The organism is Paenibacillus sp. FSL M8-0212 (assembly GCF_038004645.1).
In the GTDB taxonomy this organism is placed as follows: domain Bacteria; phylum Bacillota; class Bacilli; order Paenibacillales; family Paenibacillaceae; genus Paenibacillus.
This window is the reverse complement of record NZ_JBBORP010000001.1, coordinates 2,803,322-2,824,965: the sequence shown is the minus strand read 5'-3', so window position 1 is coordinate 2,824,965 and position 21,644 is coordinate 2,803,322. Positions and strand designations below refer to the sequence as shown.

Below are 21,644 nucleotides of genomic sequence, written 5' to 3'. Positions count from 1 at the left end.
ACTACCTTTTTGCAATGCCATAACGCTCGGATAACGCTTCACCCAAGATGTTGAACGTAATGACTACCAACAGAATCAATGCACCCGGGTATATCATCAACTCCGGATGACTACGAATATACCCCGTTCCTTCATGGATCATGGCTCCCCACTCTGCATTCGGTGGTTGAATACCAAGTCCCAGGAAAGACAGAGCAGATATATCCATAATCGCCCACCCCATCTCCAGAGTACCCATCACAACGATCGGACGCTGCACGTTGGGGATGATATGTTTCCGAATAATCGTCCACGAAGAGGAGCCGCTAATCCGCGCCGCTGCGATGAAGTTCCGTTCTTTCAGACTAACGACCATGTTCCGGCAGATACGTGCATAATACACCCACTGTACCATCATGAGTGCTAGAAGCACCTGCATCAAACCTGGACCAAAGATCCCTACAATACCGAGCACCAGCACCAGATTCGGAAACGCCATAATGCCTTCACACAAGCGCATCAACAGACTGTCCACCCAACCACCAAGGTAACCGGAGATTGAACCTACAATGACACCTATGAGCAAAGATGACAGGAAGATCAGGGTAGCAAATCCAAGCGACACTCTCGCTCCATACATCAGCCTAGTGAGATTGTCGCGTCCCAGATGATCCGTTCCGAGCCAATGCTCAAGCGATGGACTCGCCAGCTTCTGCAACAGATTCACCTTCACCGGGTCATGAGGAGCAATCCATGGGGCTAATAACGCGATCACGAAGAAAAGCAATATGATCACCGAGCATATCTGGATGGCTCTCTGCCCTTTAAATACCGCACGCCATTTGTTTATCAATGTTCTGCCCGTCCTTTCGCTGAAATCCGTGGGTCCATAACGAGCTGCACCAGATCAACGAGCAGATTGCATACGATGAACAGGCAGGCCGCCAGGAAGACATAACATTGAATAACGGGAATATCCCGATTAAATATCGCATCGACAAAATAACGTCCGAACCCAGGCCAGGAAAACACCTGCTCCACAATAATGGTTCCTGTCAGCAGCTTGCCCATACTCATCCCCATCCCCGTAATAAGGGGCGATATGGCGATTTTCAGGACATGCTTGAGCATTATGACTCGTTCGCGAATCCCGCGTGTTCTCGCGTACTGTACATACGTCTCCTGCAATTGCTCCAGTACACTGGAACGTAGTAATCGGGTGTAGATCGCAATAAGAATGAAGGAGAGTGTAATTGTAGGCAGAACCAAATTCTCCCACGATCCACGTCCTTCCACAGGCAGCCAATCCAGCTTCACCGAGAAAAAGAAGATCAGCAGGTAACCTAGCCAGAATTGCGGAATAGATGCTCCAAAATAGGAAATAGCACGACTGACCATGTCAATCCAGCTATTCTTGTACATCGCCGCCAGTATTCCCAAAGGAATACTCACCAAAGCCGATAACAACATACTCCAGAAGGCCAGTTCAGCCGTAGCCGGAAGCCTTAATTTCACCTCATCCCATACGGGTTTATTGGTGAGATACGAGGTGCCGAAGTCGAGCTTGGCAATCTTCTGAATCGTATGCGCATATTGGGTTAACAAAGGCTGATCCAGTCCGAATTCATGCCGCTTTTGCGCAAGCAGCTCCGGTGTTGGATAGATATGAGCGGCTGTCAGATAAGCCTCGGCTGGATCAACCGGTGAAATATGAATAAGCGCAAAGGTAACAAGTGTAGCGATAAAAACGATAGGAATGATCGCGATCATTCGTTTCCCGATATAACTGATCACCAAACGTTCCTCCCTGTTCTCAAGCTACATGAGCTTATTACTCTTGAAATCACTATATAAGTTCAACTAATTTTTTTACACGAGAACGGAGAGGACAGAAAAAACCTGAAGAAGCGTAGCGTTCGCCTTTATCACCGGATTTTCCCTTTAGAAAGGGAATCAAAAAAATCTGGGGATAACAGCGATCGGAAGGTTATTCTGTCATCGGAGTGGCACGTGTAAACATTCTTTAGTTGAACTTATACAAATTATTGATTGCCTAATTCAATTCCCACAAACGGATTTTCATCACGATTCGCCGGGAAAATAAAGTTGGAAATTTTCTTCTGATATACAGCCGTTTTCTTAATATAAGAGATCGGTACAATCGCCGATTGCTCCTGAAGTGTTTTCAGGATGGAGCCATATAACTCCTGGCGTTTCGTCTCGTCTGTAGATGACAGTGCTGCATGCACCTGATCGTCCAGTTCCTTTTTCATCGGCAACGCACTCAGGGTCTCGGAAATCCCGAATCCAGGGCTCGCCACAACGTTAATGAATGAATGTGGATCATATGGAGCGCCATAGTTGTACCAGAAATACAGGTCGAAATCATTGGCTTTCAGACGTTTGATCTGAACCGTCAGTTCCAGTCCAGTGAGATTTACTTTAACCCCAAGCTCGCTCCATTCCGCCTGAATGGTCTCAGCCATCGCTTTCTGAATCGGGTCCGTCTTGTCAAAAATCATCTCGAAATCAAGCTGCTGACCGTCTTTTTCACGAACCGTACCACCGGCCGGCAGCTTCCAGCCCGCTTCATTCAGTAATGCTTTGGATTTCTCCACGTCATACGTGATTGGTTCCAGGTCTACATTGGTGTACGGATAGTTTTTGGACAATACGGTATCGGCTGGTTCTTCCAATCCGGAAGTCACGCCTTCCACCATCGCCTTTTTGTTAAACCCTTGCTGAAGCGCCTTCCGTACTCTGACATCGGACAGCTTGGGATTGGAAGAGTTCAGCAACAGACTGCGAGTTCCTACAGGATCAGATAATTGGGTCACATATTCATCATTGTCACGCAGCTCCTGGAACGCATCCAGACTGATCATACCTTCACCATAGATCAGATCGAGATCGCCTTTTTCAAAAGCAAGGACACGAGTTTCACCGTCAGGAATGATTTTGACCGTAATCTGATCCACCTTTGGTGCTGTTCCCCAATAATTCGGGTTGCGTTTGAAAACAGCATATTCGTCCTGCTTGTATTCAGCCAGCATCCACGGGCCTGTTCCAACTGGCTCTTTGATGCCTTGGGATGTATCTCCATCATCCGGGAATCCGGCTTCACCCAGGAAGCGGAATGGACGGACCACAGACAAGTCCTGAAGAACCGGATAATATGGCTCTGTGAGTGTCAATCGGAAAGTATGGTCATCCACAACCTCTGTCTTGTCGAGCACACCTACAATGCCCAGCCAGCTATGTGTATCTTTATTTTTCATTACAGCATCAAAGTTCTTTTTCACAATCTCAGCATTAAATGGTGTACCATCTGAGAATTTCACACCTTGGCGAAGCTTGAATGTATATACTTTGCCGTCATCGGAGATTGTCCATGATTCTGCCAGCGCAGGTTCCAGTTTTCCGTCCTTCTGGTAACTGATCAGTGGCTCATAGAGCATGGATTGGGCAAATAATTGCGAAGGATTGTACGTATGCGGATTCATTGTACCGATATCACGTGGCCATGACATCGTAATCGACTTCGTAGATGTTTGATCCGAAGCAGCAGATGAGGATTCATCTCCACTTCCTGTATTGCTGCAGCCCACAATAACGAATAACAACAAGAGCATAGTTGCCAGCGTGAGGGCCGAAGATTTGCGATGTTGAACAGACATGGATGTTGAACCCCTTTTCTCTATTTTATGATAATGATTATCATATTCATCCATTAAGAATAGGCAGGAGCCCTCCTTTTGTCAACAAAATTCGACATAGTATGCATCACTACTAAAATAGCCAAAAAAGCCCTTCCTATAGGAGGAAGAGCCTCTCGACCTGAATATGAATCACAACTGAAAAAATAAGTTCCACAATAATCTGCTATTCCTTGCTCACAGCAAGGTAATCACGAAAGTACATATGCAGATATATTACTGAAATCCATCTTCATACGCCTTCTTGTTTCTCGTTTAAACTTCTACAGCGATGCCCTCATAGAACCGACGAATCACCTGCTCCGCTGGCTTGCCGTAAACTCCATATCCGTCATCGGTCAGCGCATCATTCTCCGCGTGCAGATGTGCGCTCCAATCCCACAGACCGAAGCCCCGCACCCAGTCACGCTGACTGACATGCCGGAACATGGCCTCATAGAAACGCTCCTGTTCCTCCGCACTTACTTCGCCTTCCAGTCCCCAATCGTTTGGTACCTGGGCTGATCCACTGCGGCTGGGACAGCCTGCTTCTGCGAAGAAGAAAGGTTTGCCGTAGGGAGCAATCGCCTGCTCAATTCGATCCAGCTGTGCCTCCCAATCTCCGATGGGATAGTACCCACTGGAAGAGATGACGTCCACAGCATCCCACCAGTTCACATGGCCTTCCTGATATTTGTCCGTGTTGTATGAAACCAGTCCCGTATACACTTCACGCACAACAGCGATCACCTCGCGCCACTCTTGATCCCGACGCTCGGATTGCACCATCTCACAGCCTACAATGAACATCTCACACTTTTCCTGCTCTGCTATCGCTGCATAATGCTTCTGAAATGCCGTGTAGCTGCGGAACCAATCCTTCCACTTCGGCTCACAAGGCACATCGATATCAAAAAAGTTAATATGTGCACGCCATGTGCCGTCGGTGCAGTTAACGGTTGGTTTCAGAATGATACGCAGCCCGAGTGTACGAGCATAACGAATCATGTCGATAAGTTCATCATCCTCCACCAAATGTGCACCCCGATACTTCACTTCTACTGCCTGCGGATGATCCTGATGTGCCGCCAGTGCAAAAATAACATGTGAACTGCCTGTACGTTCAGCCATCAGGCGCAAGGATTCTTTGGCTTCCGGCTTACGGAAGTCTCCCCTGCCACTCATCCAGCCAAATGTAAATCCCTTGATATACTCCATATACATTGCTCCCCAATGTTTCTGTTCACTTAATGAAAAAAGAATGACCTACTATATACACTTTCACTACGATTGCAGTACCATCTTCCGATCGCCGTTATCCCCAGATTTCTGTCAATCCCTTTTATACAAGGGAGAAATCCGGAGATAAATGCGACCACTTCGCTTCTTCAGATTGGTTCTGCACTTTCACTTCGATTACAGCTTGCCTTCCTCGTGATCTCCGGCAATAACTTCGTCCGTCTCGATCACATAGTTCACGATCTCTTCGATGGTCGTGTAAGCGACGCCCACATACGTGTCGGCAGCGCCGTAATAGATGGCGATACGTCCGGTATCAGCATCATGCAGTGTTGCACACGGGAAGATGACGTTATCAACAAAGCCTTGCTCCTCGTACCATTTCTCTGGTGTCAGCACAAAGTTGGACGAACGATATTTTACTTTGGACGGTTCATCCAGATCCAGAATGACCGCACCCATGCTATAGACAAAACCGTTACAGGTTCCAGTTACGCCATGGTAGAACATCAGCCAGCCTTCGGACGTTTCGATCGGAGCGGGCCCGCCTCCAATTTTGACCGATTGCCACCAACCTTGGCCGCCCTTGCTCATCACATGACGATGCTTGCCCCAATACACGAGATCCGGGCTTTCACTCAGGAAGATGTCTCCGAATGGCGTATGTCCACTGTCACTTGGTCTGGACAACATCACATAGTTATCGTTGATTTTGCGTGGGAACAACACGCCATTCCGGTTGAATGGCAGCATTGGATTTTCGAGGCGGACAAATGTTTTGAAGTCATCCGTCTTCGCCAGTCCCAATGCAGCGCCGTAAAAATCAGTACACCAGATGATGTAATACGTATCCTCGACTTTGACCAGACGTGGGTCATACGCATAGTTCGGCATAAACGGATCGCCATTTTCATCTACAAATGCAATGCGTTCCTCTTCAATCGTCCACTCCAGACCATCCTCACTCGCCCCCATGTGCAGGTGCGGACGGCCATTAACGGTTTCAGCGCGGAATACACCAATGAATTTCCCTTCATACGGTATAACAGCACTGTTGAAAATACGAGCAACACCCTTGACCGGGTTACGCGGGACTACCGGGTTCGCCGAATGTCTCCATACCGGGCCTTCCGTTCCCTCCGGTTTGGCTTCCCATGGCATATTCGGCAAAGCATCCCCAACAATGTGTACGTTTTTCGTTTCGGCAACTGACATTTTTCATTTCTCCCTTCGGTTAGGCTTTATGAAATGAATAATTAAAATTGCACTAGACCACTTTGATGACAGAACAACCTTCCGATCGCCGTTATCCCCAGATTTTTTTGATTCCCTTATACAAGGGGAAAATCCGGTTATAAATGCGACCACTCCGTTTCTCCAGCTTTTTTCTGTCCTCTTCGTTCCTGTGCATTCTCACATGCATTTCATATAGCCTCTCGTTTTTTATTTAACAGAACCTTGCGCGAAGCCGTTGTAGATGTATTTCTGTAATAACAGGAAGATGATCATGGTTGGAATAATGGCGATCATGATGCCGGCGCTGATGACCTCCCACTGCGATCCGAACGGTCCCTTGAATTTGAACAAGGCGGTGGATATGACCTGTAGATCGGTCTTTGGCATGTACAGGAACGGTGTGTAGAAGTCGTTATAGATGTTCACACCCTTCACGATAATGACCGTTACAATAGCCGGTTTCAGCAGTGGCAGAATGATTTTCCAGTAGATCGTGAAGTACGAAGCACCGTCCAGCATGGCGGATTCATCCAGTGCACTTGAGATGGAGCCAAGGAACTGGAGGAAGATATAAACCGCGATGATATCTGTACCCAGATACATCACGATGGCCGCCCAGCGTGTGTTAAACAGGTCGAGCGCGTTGATGATCTGGAATGTGGCGACCTGCGTCGTAACACTTGGAATCAGGGTAGCGAGCAGGAACGCCGCGACCATGATTTTCTTGCCTTTGAATTTGAACCGATCCAGCACATATGCGATCATGGAACCCGTTAAGGTCGCCCCTATAATGGAGATGACCAAGATAATAATGGTGTTTTTGAAACCGACCAGCATGTTGCCATCCACAAAAGCCTTAGCATAGTTCGCAAAGTTCAGCCAGTTGGCTGGTGGGGCAAGCGGGCTGCTGGTAGCGTATTCCGCATTCGTTTTGAGAGATGCAAACAGGATGACCACGATAGGTAACAGTGCGATAAACGCCGCAAGCACCAGGGAAGCATATTTAACCACGCTCGCAAGGGTGTATTTGAATTGTGTCACGTTTATTCCTCCCCTTTCATGGTGACGCGCTGCACAAGCGTAACAAGAATAACGATCAAGAGCAGCACCACAGCCATGGCGGATGCCAGTCCCAGCTTGCCGTATTTAAACGCCAAATGAACCGTCTGGATTACAAATGTCATACTGCCGTTGGAACCATCGGTCATGATATATGGAATATCGAACGCACTAATTGCGCCGCTAATCGCCAAGATCAGGTTGAGCTGCAGGATGCGTGTAATGCTTGACAGGATGATGTGGCGGAATTGCTGCCAGCGATTGGCACCATCAATATCGGATGCTTCATACACATCCTTCGGAATGGAAGAGATTGCACCCAGGAAAATGATAAAGTTGAAGCCCATGTATCTCCATACCGATGCACCTGCGAGTGACACGTTGATAATATTCGGATTACCGAGCCAGAGCTGCGTGTATTGTCCTAGCCCTACAGCATGCATGAGCATATCGAGTGTACCGTCTGGTTTGAAGAAAAAGAGGAAGATAAAACCGATGGCTACCCCATTCAGCAAATATGGGAAGAACAATATGCCTTTGAAGAAGTTTTTGCCTCGGACTTTGAAACTCAGAATCGTGGCAAAGTAGAGTGCCAAGCCCATCTGTACAAACGTAGCCACAAAGTAGTACAAGCTGACAATGAATACTTTGAAGTATTCGGGATCACTGAATATGCGAGTGTAGTTCTCAAAGCCAACATAATCGAACCTTTTACTATATCCGTTCCAATCGGTGAAACTGTATTTGAACATGTTGATGACTGGCAAGTATGCAAATGTAAACAGCAACGCCAGCGGAATAATTGAGAAGGCACAGATGATAAATATGCGTTGCGCTGAGTAGCCCCAATTCGAAAGTTTTAAGTACTTCATGCTCTCCACACCTCCAAGCGGTTCACCCGCCTATATATATCGAAAGACTCCCGTCCAATGGAATTCCTGCGGAATAACTGCCGGGGGAAGAGCATGGGTATCATGCTTTCCAATACCACATACTCCATGCTCCATTCATAAATGGGTTCCTATATCCCCGCAGTCCATTCATTACCTGATCCACTTACGTTAATCCAATTATTTCGTGAGTTCTGCCCGTGCTTTGACCCACTTATCGTTCAGATCTTTCATGATGTCGTCATACGATTCCTTGCGGTTCCCAATACCTGCTTCGATAATGCGTTTCTTGAAGTCAGGCTGCCAGAGACCGATTTCGCCTTCGTTATCAATCTTGTCGACCAGACCTTCCTGACCTTCTTTGGCAGGTGTAAGCGTGGAGAATTTAACGTCTTTATATTGATCCAAAATGGGTGGTAATTCCGCGTTTTTGTCTGCATCCATACCGCCGCCCTGTTCAACCGCGTAGTTTGATTTCGCCAGGAACCAGTCAATCCAGGCTTTGGCAGCAGGTTTGTTCTCACTGTTCACGTTCATACCGATGTTATAGTCGGCGGAGAGCGGAACCACAACCTCACTAGCATTGGTTGGGAAAGGTAAGAATCCAATGTCGTCCGGGGTATCCGTCATGCCTTGGATCTGCGTGATGGCCCAAGAGCCCAGTGCCATTGTGGCAATCTTGCCTTTGGCGAGATCCGCTTTGGAGCTTTCCCAATCGGTTGTTGTTGGATCTTTCTCGATCAGACCGTTCTTGGCTGCATCATAGAGCACTTTGTACAGTTCATAGTGCGGCTGACCAGGCACAAAGTTCTCATCTGTGTTCGGTTGGTCCACGTTAACGTAATCCACACTGCCTGCAACGGTTGGCAGATCCGATTCCCATTGTGTCAGGGCCCAGCCGGATGCATAGTTGGTGTAGAGCGGAACCGCGTCAGTATTGTCTTTGATCAACTGAAGCGCAGCCTGGAATTGTTCAGGTGTCTTAGGCACTTCATTGATACCGGCTTCTTTGAAGACCTGTTTGTTATAGATAATTCCCGAGAACGTGATGACCGTAGGGATACCGTATACCTGACCATCCACCATGCGTTCTTCAATAGCCGTGTATTTGTCTTTCAGTTCATCGTACGTGCCAAGCGGCTCGAAGAAGTCCGGGATATCCGCGATCGGAACGCTCGTCGGGATCATCAATACGTCACCGTAATCTTTGGTGCTCATACGAATTTTCACTTGTCCTTCATAGTCTGCCAGTGCCTGAAAGTTCACTTTGACATCCGGGTATTCCTTATTGAACTCAGCAGCGTAATCTTTGAATACGGTATCAACAATATCTGTACGTTGTGTAAGGACGGTAATTTCGCCCTTGATATCTGCCGGATCTGTACTGATCTCCTCCCCTGCCTGCGAAGATCCACCTCCGGATGAACATGCAGCAAGTAGTGAAGTGATGAGTAGCATCGTCAGCAACATCATCCAACCTTTGTTTTTTCTCAATTGTTTCGACCCCTCTCTTAAGTTAATTAAGTTATCGTTAAGGTTACAAAATGAATTCTATTATGGTAACGCTTACCTGTCAATTAAATTATTTATAACTTAACAAGAAAAATTGCGATGCATTTCGTTGACATCTGTTTTTCAGAGCACTAATATGGATTAATAAAGTTACCGATAACTTAAATATATAAATTGATTAAACATTTACACGAAACGTAGAGGACAGAAAGAACCTGAAGAAGCGGAGCGTTCGCCTAAAAGCTTTCTGAAAGAAAGCTATATCGGAAGCATACGCTATCCCCGGATTTCCCCCTTATAACAAGGAATCAAAAAAATCTGGGGGTAACAGCGATCGGAAGGTTATTCTGTCATCGGAGTGACCAGTGTAAATATTCTTTAGTCCATTTATGAATTAAGATTTATGTAACACGTTGAAGGAGCGCTCACTTATGAATACAAAAACACCCCAACTCCAATCTGAGATTAAGGCCCATTGGGAGAAGCAAATTCTACCCTTCTGGTCCAACCTTAAAGATACAACCCACGGTGGATTCTACGGTTGGGTTGGCAATGATCTTCAGGTGAATCCACAGGCACCCAAAGGCGGGATCGCCACGGCACGACAACTCTGGTCTTTTGCAGCGGCGTATCGGGTTACCGGAAACGAAAGATGGCGCGATCACGCGGAGCACGCCTATCGTTTTCTCGCAGACCATGTGATGGATACCGAATATGGCGGTATGTACTGGATGGTAGATTACACAGGGGAAGCGCTGGACACGAGCAAACATGTGTATACGCAATCATTCGGTGTGTATTCACTCAGTGAGTACTATCGTGCTACCGGGGATGCTTCTGCATTGGAATTTGCGAAAACGCTTTTTGCTCTTATCGAGGACAAAGGTCTGGACGCCGGACTACCTGCTTACAAGGAACAATTTGATCGTACATGGAAGGAACAGCCCAATGAAATGCTGAGCGAAAATGGGGTTATTGCGGATTACACAATGAATACGCATATCCATGTACTGGAGGCCTACACCACGCTCTATCGCGTGTGGCCAGATCAACAAGTGAAGGCGGCGCTGGAACGCCTGCTCGGAATTTTGTATGAACGGGTGTATGACCAATACACCAAGTTTCTCGGGGTATTTTTCAACAAACAGTGGGAGTCCATCATTGACCTGCGCTCGTTCGGACATGACATTGAAGCCAGCTGGCTGATCGACGAAACACTGAAAGTGCTGGGACTGGAACAACATCCGGAGTATGCGGCCATGGTAACGGATATTGCCTATAACATCTCCAACGTGGCCGTAAATGCCGATGGTTCCCTGCTAAATGAACAAGAAGGTGAACATATCGATGAGAAGCGAATCTGGTGGGTTCAAGCTGAGGCGATGGTCGGTTTCTATAACGCGTATCAGCGCACAGGTGATCCACTGTTTCTGGAGAGAGTGGAACGCTTGTGGACCTATACGCAAGAAAACATCATTGACCAGCGTGCTGGCGGGGAATGGTACTGGTCGGTGGACGGGAACGGCACACCGGATCAGAGCGAAATTGCCGGACCGTGGAAATGCCCATATCACAATAGCAGATTCTGTATTGAATTAATCGAGAGGATGGGATCAGAATGATACACCCGAAATACAAGGAGTTACTGGAGAAACAGGAGCAGTTGCTTACTCGCCCCAATGAGATTAATTCTTCCTTCTACAACGGCATATATGATCGGTATCAATATCCGGTAATCACTCGCCATCATGTACCGCTGCATTGGAGATTCGATCTGGATGAGACGACGAACCCGCATTTCATGGAACGCCTGGGTATTAACGCAACGCTGAATCCGGGAGCCATCTATTTCAATGGCAAATACGTCATGGTCATCCGTACGGAAGGATTGGACCGCAAATCAATCTTTGCACTCGCCGAGAGTGACAATGGAATTGACGGGTTCCGTTTCACGGGTAAACCATTGGTCTGGGAAGATATCGATGCGGATGAAACCAATCAATATGATATGCGCCTTGTCCAACATGAAGATGGCTGGATCTATGGCATCTATTGCTCGGAACGCAAAGACCCGGAGGCTCCTGCATTTGATACATCCAGCGCAGTTGCACAGGCAGGACTGGTCCGTACACGGGATCTTACAAGCTGGGAACGGTTGCCCAACATCACAACGAATTCCCCTCAACAGCGCAATGTCGTATTGCACCCGGAATTCGTGGATGGAAAATATGCCTTCTACACACGTCCACAGGACGGATTCATCTCAACAGGCAGCGGCGGCGGAATCGCCTTTGGTCTGTGTGAGGATATCTTGAACCCTGTCATTCATGAAGAGACCATTATCGACGAACGGCAATATCATACGGTATATGAGGTCAAAAACGGTCAAGGCCCTGCTCCGCTCAAGACGGATCGTGGCTGGATTCACATTGCTCACGGGGTTCGGAACACCGCAGCAGGCCTGCGTTATGTGTTATACACTTTCGCTACGGATCTGAATGATCCGGCGCGTATTATTGCCAAGCCGGGCGGCCACTTCATTGCCCCTTATGACGATGAGCGGGTAGGCGATGTGTCCAATGTTATTTTCTGCAACGGTGCTGTGATCAATGAGAAGGAAGAAGTCTTTATCTATTACGCATCCAGTGATACCCGCTGTCATGTGGCAACAACCACGTTGGAGAAACTGGTCGATTATACGTTTAATACACCTGCTGATCCGTATCGTTCCTTGGACTGTGCCAGCCAGCGTGGTCAGCTGATTGAACAGAATGAGAAGCTTCTACAGAAACAATTGACATAACATCGGTAGAGCGTCCTCTCAGGGAAACCTGCAATGTGCTGAAAATTAGCGTAACAACAACCAGAATGGCTTTATTCCGAGTGGGTAACGATGTATACTGATATGGATTGTTATTATGTTGGAAGAAAGTGTTCATCATAATGACAGCACATTGTGCCTATACCGGCTTGAAGGAGGCGACCATACTGAAGAACAATATCACCATGCGGGATATCGCCGACAGGCTCGGGGTCAGCAGTGTGACCGTCTCGAAAGCATTGAATGATAAAGATGGCGTGAGTGGCGAATTAAAGGAAAAAATTAAAGTACTTGCTGTTGAAATGGGCTATCGGTATAATGCTGCTGCCCGTTCCATGAAGGAAGGCTTAACCCATAATATTGGCGTAATTATCCCGGAGCGTTTTACCGGGCCTACGCAGTCGTTCTATGTACGCGTGTTCCAGCGCATCACCAAACATCTGGAGGAACAGGGCTACTACGGCATTCTGCACATTCTGAATGTGGAGGATGAGGAGGAATTAACACTGCCCAAGCTGTACAGCGACAACAAGGTCGATGGTTTCATCGTGCTCGGGCAGATCAGCAAAGAGTATATTGAACTCGTTCGATCAATGGAAGTTCCCAAAATGTTTCTCGACTTCTACGATGAGCATTCGGATATCGATTCCGTCGTTACCGATAACTTCTACGCTGCCTATGAGCTAACGAACTATCTGGTTCAGCAGGGCCACCGTGACATTGCTTACGTGGGAAACCTCTATTCCACGAGCAGTATCCAGGACCGATTCCTCGGATATTACAAATCCTTGCTGGAACATCGGCTGCCAATGAATCCGGATCTGGTTCTGAATGATCGGGATGAACGGGGTACGTTTATTGAGATTGATCTGCCGGAACAGCTGCCAACCGCTTTTGTATGCAACTGTGATCAGGTCGCTCATCTGCTCGTTCAGAAGCTGACTTCCATGGATATTCAGGTGCCTGGCCAATGCTCTGTTGTTGGTTTTGATAATGATATCTACGCGATGCTCTCCGATCCCAAGCTGACAACTGTTGAAGTGGATGTGGAACAGATGGCGCGCACGGCAGTTCAGTCCATGCTCAAAAAGGTCGACAACCCGAACCGCAGTTTCGGCCGTGTACACGTGAAAGGCAACATCATCTATCGTGACTCGGTGAGTGCTGTGTCTGCCTCATCAGATACTATGGATATCTGAATTATACAATTAAATAAACGAACACAGATGACTGGCCTTTATCTTACTGGCCAGTCTTTTCTGATGCATCGGAGCTTAACGAGGGCGACGATCTGTTGAATTCTTCAGAAATGTAGTCGTTCTCCAAATCGAGAGGATGAGGATTAACTCATACACATTGGTTAAAGTTCCGGTTTCCACTGGCAAGGAGATTAACTGTCCTACAAACAATAATGCAGTCCCAACAAACAGCCATACCCATTTATGTTTGAAAAGAACGATCAGGCTAACAAATAAGAGTACAAGCCCCACGATGATCACCATCATCGGCGGACCTCCATGACCTTCTGCCATATATCTCAGTACTCCATGCTCTTCTATAACCTTGAGATTTTTAACCTCGGATAAAGTAAAACCTACAATCTGGTAGATAACCAAACCTAAAGTTATCAGCCATGCTACCACACTCGTTATACTTCTATTTGCAAACTTGGCACCTGAGCTACGCAAGATATGGTAGCCAACCAGAATAAGGGTAGGGGTAGCAAATGCATGTAGCCAAAATCGAAGGCTACTAAGAACAATTAACAATTCCCCTTCCCCTATCAAATTACCTAAAGCAATAATTCCATTATCATATGCCAAGCTGAACGCTACAAATAGCTGAAAACTGGAATACGCGAGCCATTGCTTCCTCTGGGTTAAATCGACGCCCATCCGAATAACAAGTATCAAATAAACAAGAGTAAGTACGGAGTATATCCATACATCCAAGCTGCTTCACCATCCTTATTGGTCAATTCTAATAAATTATATTTACCGGTAAGTAAAATTACAAGTCATACTTGTAAAAATGGATAATTTGTCATAAATTACTCGCTGATGTAATGAAGATGAATATCGATATATAACGTTTACCCGGGAGACCAACACATGCTGTAGCTGGAGATGTTCCACCCTAACAAGGAGTCACTTTTCAAGCGGCCCGCCAAACTGTTTATGGAGCTAATTCATATAAAAAGAGCACTCCCGGCTATCGTAGCTGCAGGAGCACTCTTTTCCTTATTTGAAGAACGTAAAAGCAACAGGTTACTCTGATGTCTACTCGCTTTGTTCAGACTTAAATCACATCATGGCCTAATAACTTGTCTTCAACCAATTGTCCTTGGACCAGGTCAGTTTACCCGAACCCGCGCCATTGGAAGCCGTGAGGCGAGCATTCAACGTAGATGGATCATCCGTGGTATAGCTGTAAGGAAGTGTCGAGAAACCGTTCCAGGAGAACGATTTTACCACTGCCGGGATTGGCGCCAGTGGACTGCCAGACGTATCACTGCTTCCACGGAATGAGCTGCCATCCAGGGAGTACATGGTATCGGTCACTCTGATTTTGCCGGTATAGGTTGGATCTGCCGGATCGGTCTGATTGTTACGAACAGGATATAGCACGTCCTTGATGACTGATTTCTCAACTAATACGGCTCCGCTCTCTGTGGAGATTGCCCCATTGCCAATGATATCGAACTTATAACCTTTGGACGCAATCGCTGTTGCCATCGTAGTTGTAATTTTGGCTTTAGCGGCACGTGCACCTGTCGCATCCATCACGATGTTGTATGCATGTGCGTTGCCTCCACGCAGGCGTGGCATCCGGTCCTGAATATCCTTGTACAAGTTATGGTGCAGCGTCATGGACAGGTTGGCGTTAGCTGATTCCAGGCTGGTCGAACCGACCAGATGTCCTTTCTTTTGTGGTCCTGAGATGGCGATAATATCGGCTTTGCTGAGACCTACAGCACTGCTGCGCAGGTAGTTATACATGGGATAGGAAGCCTTGTTTGCTTCCAATTCGTTAATCTGCTGGGTAACCCAGCTGTTCGAGCTGCCGTCATCCCCTTTGAAGAGGGACCAGGAGATGGTCACGCCGCTGGTTCCTTTTTTCGAATCGATGAGTCCGTCATAGGCTTTATTAAATGTGCAGTGATCAATCCATACGTTGCTGTTCTCCTCCAGGGTGATGTAATCCCAGTCATTCTTGTCGTAATCACCTTTGGTGGATTCATCCCATTCCCATAACTCATCAAATTCCAGGTTGCGGATGATGACGTTGGAGCTTCGTTTCACGCTGATCGCAGCGTGTTTGATTTTAGAGCCGTTGGCGGAGAAAATCGTGAGTCCATTGAAACCATCAATCGTGAGCTTGCTAACACCGGTCTGTTTTAATACGGGATGCGTCAACGCATTATTATGCTTGGCAAAAGGAGAAGTCTGCGCTGCGCTCGGAATTTCATTCCATCCCAGATTCAGATCGTTCATGATCTCAACAACTTTGACACCGGAGTTCTTTTTCAGCGCCAATGCCAGATCGGTCGCATTATACACTTTCTTATACGTGGCTGTGTTTGATTCGCTAATGATGCCGCCGCCCGCATTCCCTTGGGAGAAGCCTGTAAGATTGTAGTCTGCGTTACCCGCTGCCTGCACACTTGCCGGGCCGGACAATAAAGTTAACCCCAACGTTAGAGCCAGAGCTGTGCTGCACAAGCTTCGAAATTTGCTTTTCATCGATTCCATTCCTCCCAATATATGATGATGACATTCGTCCATCGCTGCCATGCCAAGTTACGAAGGACATGTTCTCAATGTAATTGTTGAAAGCGATTACAACAATAATCCCTATCTCACATGTGGTTAGGAAAGGCTGGTATGGTAAGGGTTTGTACTGTAAGCAACCTTGAATCGTACAGAGTTAACTTGGAGAGTGAGGTTTCAGGGATACATCGAGGTAACAAGAACATTCCAGATGGGATGAAATTAAAAAAGCAGGACTGCATCTGCCGCAGACCTGCTCGATTTTACTTTTTGATGGAACGTGTCCAGAAGCCACCATGGAACTGTTTGGGCTCCACAGTAATGACAAATGCTTTCGGGTCCAGACTGAGAATCGTCTGATAGAGCAGTTTCTGGTTTTTACGTTTTGCCAGAATCTCCATCACAAGCCGATCTCCATCACGTCCACTGCCCACCCATGCAGTAACGCCGTAGCCCTTATCCCGCAGGGCATTCGCGACGCTTCCATCCAGCTGATTACAGATTACTTTAACGGTGATATAACCGAGCGCAATCTTTTCTTCAATCCACGCTCCGAGCAGCACACCCAATCCGTAACCTACCGCATATACAATCAGGGCCTCCGGTTGTTTCAGATAGTTTAACACCAGATTCAGACCGAGCACATAGATCACAATCTCACCCATGCTGATCAGTGCGGCGATATATTTCTGTCCTTTGAGTGTCAGAATCATCCGGAGTGTATAAGCCGATACATATACAATCTGGATCAAAAAGATAAATACCAATATTTTAAACAATCACAATCCCTCTTTCCTGGCCTTCGCAACGGAATTGGCCCTTTGCTGCATATACTCGACGATTTCGTTTCATCTATGCTTCCGATATGTTCGCTCTATCTCCATCATTGGACGTTATGCCCTCATTCTAAACGGTTGAATGTAAATCCGTAGGCATTTTCTGCTCTCTGGCATGCCGGAACTGCAATTATAGAACCGTTTGTACCGATTATCAACCCGGCGGAGGTCCCAGGGTCGAAAACGGGGGTCTTTGAATATGCTGTATCATCATAAAGCCAAGCACGCTGGCACAGGATATCAGGTCAGAACCAGGATGGATGGGTCAAAACAAAAAGGGGGTGCCGTCATGCAGCTATGGCAGGAGATGGAGCGGGAAGGCATGGAGGAACTCATTTTTTGCCATGATGCAGATAGTGGATTGAGGGCGGTCATTGCCATTCATAACACGGTCCTTGGACCTGCGCTCGGCGGATGTCGCTACTGGACGTATGCGTCCGAGGAAGAAGCTGTTCGGGATGCTGTGAAGCTTGCCAGAGGCATGACGTACAAAAATGCAATCTCCGGACTGCCTTATGGTGGAGGGAAAGTGGTCATATGGAATGTGCCTATTGCGAAAAATGCAAAACCGGATGTGGATGGTTGCGGGTCTGTTAGTGGTGAGCAGGTCATTAGAGATCTAGGGGTAGAGCAGCAAAAGGGCGCTGCCGCTGAACGGGAAGTCGTCGCCGATCAGGGTGCTGATCGTATAGATAAAAGCCTGGATACGGACGTATCCAAGCGGGCGCAGCGCTTTCGAGCACTGGGACGTTGTCTGGAGCGGCTGAACGGACGGTACGTGACCGGTCTTGATCTGGGTACCACGGCGACAGACATGGACCAGATCCGACTGGAGACCGCACATGTGACGGACACCACGGGTTCGCTTGGGGCGCAGGATGACTTCACTGCCGAGATGACCGCCTACGGCGTACACATCGGCATTGTGACCTCGCTGCGCCAGCAAGGCATTGCATCTTTGCAGGGCATTCCCGTTGCCGTCCAGGGACTGGGCAAGGTCGGGTATGCCCTGTGCCGTTACCTGCATGCAGCCGGGGCACGGCTCATTGTGGCAGACGTTGTACCGGAGCGTGTACAACGTGCCCTTGTGCAGTTCAGCGGCGCCATCCCGGCCGATCCGGCCCATATCCACGCCGCTGACTGCAAGGTCTTCGCCCCCTGTGCCTTAGGGGGCGTACTGACCCCGGCAACGGTGGAGGAGCTGCGCTGCTCCATCGTTGCCGGGGCGGCCAACAACCAGCTGAGTGAACGACAGCTGGTTGCAGGCCGCATGCAGGCGCGCGGCATCCTGTACGCGCCTGATTATGTGCTCAACGCAGGCGGGATCATCTCCACCGCCTACGAGCTGGAAGGCGCGGGGCCTGACCTGATCCGCCAAAAAGTGGCGGGGATTGCAGGCACGCTGAGCAAGGTATACGCAGAAGCTACGCAATCTGCGATCTCCACAGCGGATGCAGCCGATCGGCTAGCGGAATCCATCCTCCGATCAGGCCATAAAAAATAGGTCGCCCCACTCTGCCACCTGAGTATCTTCATACCGCCAACACATTCCCCACCCTCTAACGTTAAAAGCTATAGCATATCTGGAACTTATCATGGGCTTCACTGCATTCGGACGGATTCCGACGTGCCGAAAAAGAGCTCCCACCGATTTACTCCATGCTAACGAATCTGATACACGTTATTAGCCCTTTCTAGCATGGATCTAAAATCTAACGAATCTCAGACACGTTATTGTGCCTAGTTTGGTCCTTTTTCAAGCTTAATAACTACTTTTCCGAAGAATAGCATTCCTGAGGTTCGTTAGAATTTATATTTCAGAATTTTACCCTGAATAGGTTGTCTCAGGTTCGTTAGCGCTGCGGACGAGGGTTCTATGGGGTAGTATCACCTATCAAAAAGAGCTAACCCCGACATCCATGTCCAGGTTAGCTCTTCTTAGTTCTTCTTAGCACTCTTAACTCTTCTAGGCTCTTATCACTTCGTCCTTTTACTTTCTAATCCCTTATCGCTTTTCTTTTATTCTTCTGTTCTGCTGTAACTTCTTAAACTGCAACCGACCTCTTCTTCGCTGTCTTCTTCTCTCGAAACAGCAGCGTCCACAGCAACACATTCGCTACGATCAATAGCGCACCATAGATCCATACGCCCCCCGATGCCGAACGGAAAAAGACATGGACTCCCCATAACATGGCAAGCACAGGGAGGGCGGCGAATACATACCAACCATCACTTTGCTGCGCCATACTGAAAGATTGGGAGAACGGCGGCTTACGCAGCAACAATTTGCCTGCCAGTGGGACAAGTGCCGTAGCCGTCAACAAAATTATCGCAATATCCGGCAGTATCCGTGATCCAAATGCCCAGGTGAACAGAATGGCATTTGCCAGAAATATAGGCAGAAACATGTTGCACAAGAACGCCTTCAGAGCGCCTTTATATAACGCGCTATCGTTCGCCATCGGTGCAGCGCGAAAGGTCCAGAACGCTTTGTATTGTCCCGAAAATTTCAACATGACCACAACCGTTACAACTAGCATCAGTACAATGTAAAAGGTGTATACAAACGAACTTTGCCTGAACTCCGCCCAGGTAGAAGATTGTAATTCGGTAAACCAAAATACATAAGGTAAGACAAATGATAAACCAAGCGATGGATACACCTTCAGCTTGAATTCCCGTTCATTACGCATCATGCTGGCTGACAGACGGAAGCAAGCTTGCTCCTCTCTGGAACGACTGACTACCTTGGAGATCAACCGATCCCATCTTCCGCGTCTGCGTCCGGAGGACTGACCCGAATGTGCCATTTTTTCCAAATACAATTCAAAGGAAGGCATAAGCTTCACATATATGATCATACTCACCACAGGAACCAAGACTGCCAGTGCTGTGAACGTATAGATCCACACATTCCCGCCACCTGCAAATAACCATTCGTATGCAGCCGCATACCATAACGGAGGCAATAGCAACTGCCACCAAGCTGGTGTAAATACCATACCAAAGTCAATAATACTGAACGAACGGATGACCAGCTGATAACCGATTGCAATCCCCACGGAAAGCAGAATCTGTACCATATTGATCATATCCTTCAGCTTCTCGCCATCCAGAAACTTCATCATGAACAGATAGATCAGAGACGTTGTCACCAGAATCAGCATATTGATCAGAATCAGTTCTACAAGGAAAATCAGAAAGAATCCGATCCCATGCGTCACTAACGCGGCAATTAGCGGTATACCGGTTAATGAACCCGTCAGCAATAGCAGATAAACGCCTGCATGGATGGCTCGGGCCATACCTACCGTTCGCCCATTAACAGGCTTAGTCATAATAATATTACGATCCCGAATGTCCAGCAGTACGGAGGAAAAATCCGAGATCATGGACGTCATGATCATAAACATTAAGATACCAAACACAAGACCCATCTGAAGCATGAAATGCCCTGTATCCCAGACGATGAAGGGAACCATCATCAGTCCCATTAATCCATACAACCACAGGGAACGAAGAAACTGATTCCCTTCCTTGCGCTCTTTTTTCCCTGAATTGTTGGACAAAATGGTAGGTACTCTGCGTTGATCCATCTGGAATTTCACCCGCAAAATCAGGCGCAGCACATCATAATCCGCTCCTGTTCTGGCGATGATCGGACGAAAGCGATCCAGAATCTTGAGTGTGCGGAAGTCGGAGGATTCCTCCATATCAGTACACCTCCTGCACAATCGATACAAATCGCTCCGCAATTGCTTTGTGCTCATTGAAGCCTGTCAATTGATTAAATACTTCCTCCAACGTCCCTTCCATGGACTGCTGTTGGAGCTGCTTGAACGTACCGTCTGCCACCACGCGTCCTTCAGCGATCAGTACAATTCGACTGCTGATCTTCTCCACCACATCCATGATGTGTGACGAATAGAAGATCGTTGTGCCTTTGGCTGACAATTGTGACAAAATCTCTTTGACCACCATCACACTATTGGCATCCAATCCGCTGAGTGGTTCATCCAGAAATAGCAGATCCGGGTCATGCAGCAGCGCAGAGATTAACAGCACTTTCTGACGCATACCTTTAGAAAAGGATGCAATGCGGGAATGATATGATTTTTCCAGTCCAAAACAATCCATCAATAGCTTGGCTTTGTAATCCGCATCTTCATAGGACATGCCGTATAACTCTCCCGTAAAAGTCAGATACTCCGCAGGCGTTAATTGTTCGTACAATTCCGCGACCTCCGGAACATAACCGATTCTGCGCTTATACTCTACATCCCCATCCGCAATATCTTTACCAAAGATTCGCACCGTGCCTACATATCCTTCAACCAGCCCGAGTAAAATCTTAACCGTTGTACTTTTGCCAGCCCCATTCGGACCAATATATCCAATCATCTCACCGCGATTCACTTCCAGATCGATGCCGTTCAGCACATAACGTCCGTTGTATCTCATACGTAAGCTTTCAATTGATAGCACTTGTTGTTCACTCACTTCGTTATCCAGCTCCTGTCTCTATCTTTTTCTACAATTCTACTAGTTTACCACAGATTGGGATGGTAATGATCGGAAATAGGTCACGATATGAGCCATCAACTGGA

General features: G+C 47.5%; 17 protein-coding genes. 4 read left to right on the top strand and 13 right to left on the bottom strand.

Annotated elements, in window-relative coordinates; genetic code table 11:
• Nucleotide 1: 1 nt before the first annotated feature.
• The 8 genes from nikC to MKX68_RS12515 all read right to left on the bottom strand — a co-directional run bounded on the left by nikC (nt 2) and on the right by MKX68_RS12515 (nt 9,592).
• Entirely contained in the window at nt 2-832 is an 831-nt protein-coding gene (gene nikC, locus MKX68_RS12550; RefSeq protein ID WP_036606611.1) for a nickel ABC transporter permease subunit NikC, read from the bottom strand.
• On the bottom strand, nt 829-1,773 hold the full coding sequence (gene nikB, locus MKX68_RS12545) for a nickel ABC transporter permease subunit NikB (RefSeq protein ID WP_340911931.1): 945 nt from the start codon (nt 1,771-1,773) through the stop codon (nt 829-831). The genes nikC and nikB overlap by 4 nt, the downstream gene beginning before the upstream one ends.
• A gap of 248 nt (nt 1,774-2,021) precedes the next feature.
• A complete protein-coding gene (nikA, locus tag MKX68_RS12540; protein WP_340911929.1) occupies nt 2,022-3,656 on the bottom strand; it encodes a nickel ABC transporter substrate-binding protein in 1,635 nt (544 codons plus the stop codon).
• 294 nt (nt 3,657-3,950) lie between these two features.
• Complete coding sequence (locus MKX68_RS12535; protein WP_340911926.1) at nt 3,951-4,892, bottom strand: glycoside hydrolase family 113; 942 nt, start codon at nt 4,890-4,892, stop codon at nt 3,951-3,953.
• Between the two features lie 198 nt (nt 4,893-5,090).
• On the bottom strand, nt 5,091-6,128 hold the full coding sequence (locus tag MKX68_RS12530) for a glycoside hydrolase family 130 protein (RefSeq protein ID WP_091035772.1): 1,038 nt from the start codon (nt 6,126-6,128) through the stop codon (nt 5,091-5,093).
• Between the two features lie 228 nt (nt 6,129-6,356).
• Nucleotides 6,357-7,190, bottom strand: a complete 834-nt coding sequence (locus tag MKX68_RS12525) for a carbohydrate ABC transporter permease (protein WP_340911920.1) — start codon at nt 7,188-7,190, stop codon at nt 6,357-6,359.
• A gap of 2 nt (nt 7,191-7,192) precedes the next feature.
• A complete protein-coding gene (locus MKX68_RS12520; protein ID WP_340911919.1) occupies nt 7,193-8,080 on the bottom strand; it encodes a carbohydrate ABC transporter permease in 888 nt (295 codons plus the stop codon).
• A 198-nt stretch (nt 8,081-8,278) separates the two neighbouring features.
• Nucleotides 8,279-9,592, bottom strand: coding sequence for an ABC transporter substrate-binding protein (locus MKX68_RS12515; protein WP_289390635.1), 1,314 nt, complete (start codon nt 9,590-9,592; stop codon nt 8,279-8,281).
• A gap of 449 nt (nt 9,593-10,041) precedes the next feature.
• On the opposite strand from MKX68_RS12515, the gene MKX68_RS12510 reads away from it, so the two are divergent.
• The 3 genes from MKX68_RS12510 (at nt 10,042) to MKX68_RS12500 (ending at nt 13,630) form a co-directional block, all read left to right on the top strand.
• The gene (locus MKX68_RS12510) at nt 10,042-11,232 is read left to right on the top strand and encodes an AGE family epimerase/isomerase (protein ID WP_340911916.1); all 1,191 of its coding nucleotides are present in this window, start codon (nt 10,042-10,044) and stop codon (nt 11,230-11,232) included.
• Nucleotides 11,229-12,413, top strand: a complete 1,185-nt coding sequence (locus tag MKX68_RS12505; protein ID WP_340911914.1) for a glycoside hydrolase family 130 protein — start codon at nt 11,229-11,231, stop codon at nt 12,411-12,413. The genes MKX68_RS12510 and MKX68_RS12505 overlap by 4 nt, the downstream gene beginning before the upstream one ends.
• Nucleotides 12,414-12,553: 140 nt before the next feature.
• On the top strand, nt 12,554-13,630 hold the full coding sequence (locus MKX68_RS12500; protein ID WP_339787984.1) for a substrate-binding domain-containing protein: 1,077 nt from the start codon (nt 12,554-12,556) through the stop codon (nt 13,628-13,630).
• Between the two features lie 75 nt (nt 13,631-13,705).
• Here the strand turns inward: MKX68_RS12500 and MKX68_RS12495 are convergent, their stop codons facing one another.
• From MKX68_RS12495 to MKX68_RS12485, 3 genes are all read right to left on the bottom strand, one after another.
• Entirely contained in the window at nt 13,706-14,383 is a 678-nt protein-coding gene (locus MKX68_RS12495; protein WP_340911911.1) for a hypothetical protein, read from the bottom strand.
• 363 nt (nt 14,384-14,746) lie between these two features.
• Nucleotides 14,747-16,174, bottom strand: a complete 1,428-nt coding sequence (locus MKX68_RS12490) for a pectate lyase family protein (RefSeq protein WP_340911909.1) — start codon at nt 16,172-16,174, stop codon at nt 14,747-14,749.
• A 290-nt stretch (nt 16,175-16,464) separates the two neighbouring features.
• Nucleotides 16,465-16,980 (bottom strand): DUF2179 domain-containing protein, encoded by a 516-nt coding sequence (locus tag MKX68_RS12485; protein WP_036671622.1) that lies wholly within the window; start codon nt 16,978-16,980, stop codon nt 16,465-16,467.
• A 346-nt stretch (nt 16,981-17,326) separates the two neighbouring features.
• Here MKX68_RS12485 and MKX68_RS12480 point away from each other — a divergent pair, with 346 nt between their 5' ends.
• A complete protein-coding gene (locus tag MKX68_RS12480; protein WP_340911907.1) occupies nt 17,327-18,541 on the top strand; it encodes a Leu/Phe/Val dehydrogenase in 1,215 nt (404 codons plus the stop codon).
• Between the two features lie 541 nt (nt 18,542-19,082).
• Here the strand turns inward: MKX68_RS12480 and MKX68_RS12475 are convergent.
• A complete protein-coding gene (locus MKX68_RS12475; RefSeq protein WP_340911904.1) occupies nt 19,083-20,750 on the bottom strand; it encodes a hypothetical protein in 1,668 nt (555 codons plus the stop codon).
• Nucleotide 20,751: 1 nt separating this feature from the next.
• Nucleotides 20,752-21,537, bottom strand: a complete 786-nt coding sequence (locus MKX68_RS12470) for an ABC transporter ATP-binding protein (RefSeq protein ID WP_047840868.1) — start codon at nt 21,535-21,537, stop codon at nt 20,752-20,754.
• Between the last annotated feature and the right edge of the window lie 107 nt (nt 21,538-21,644).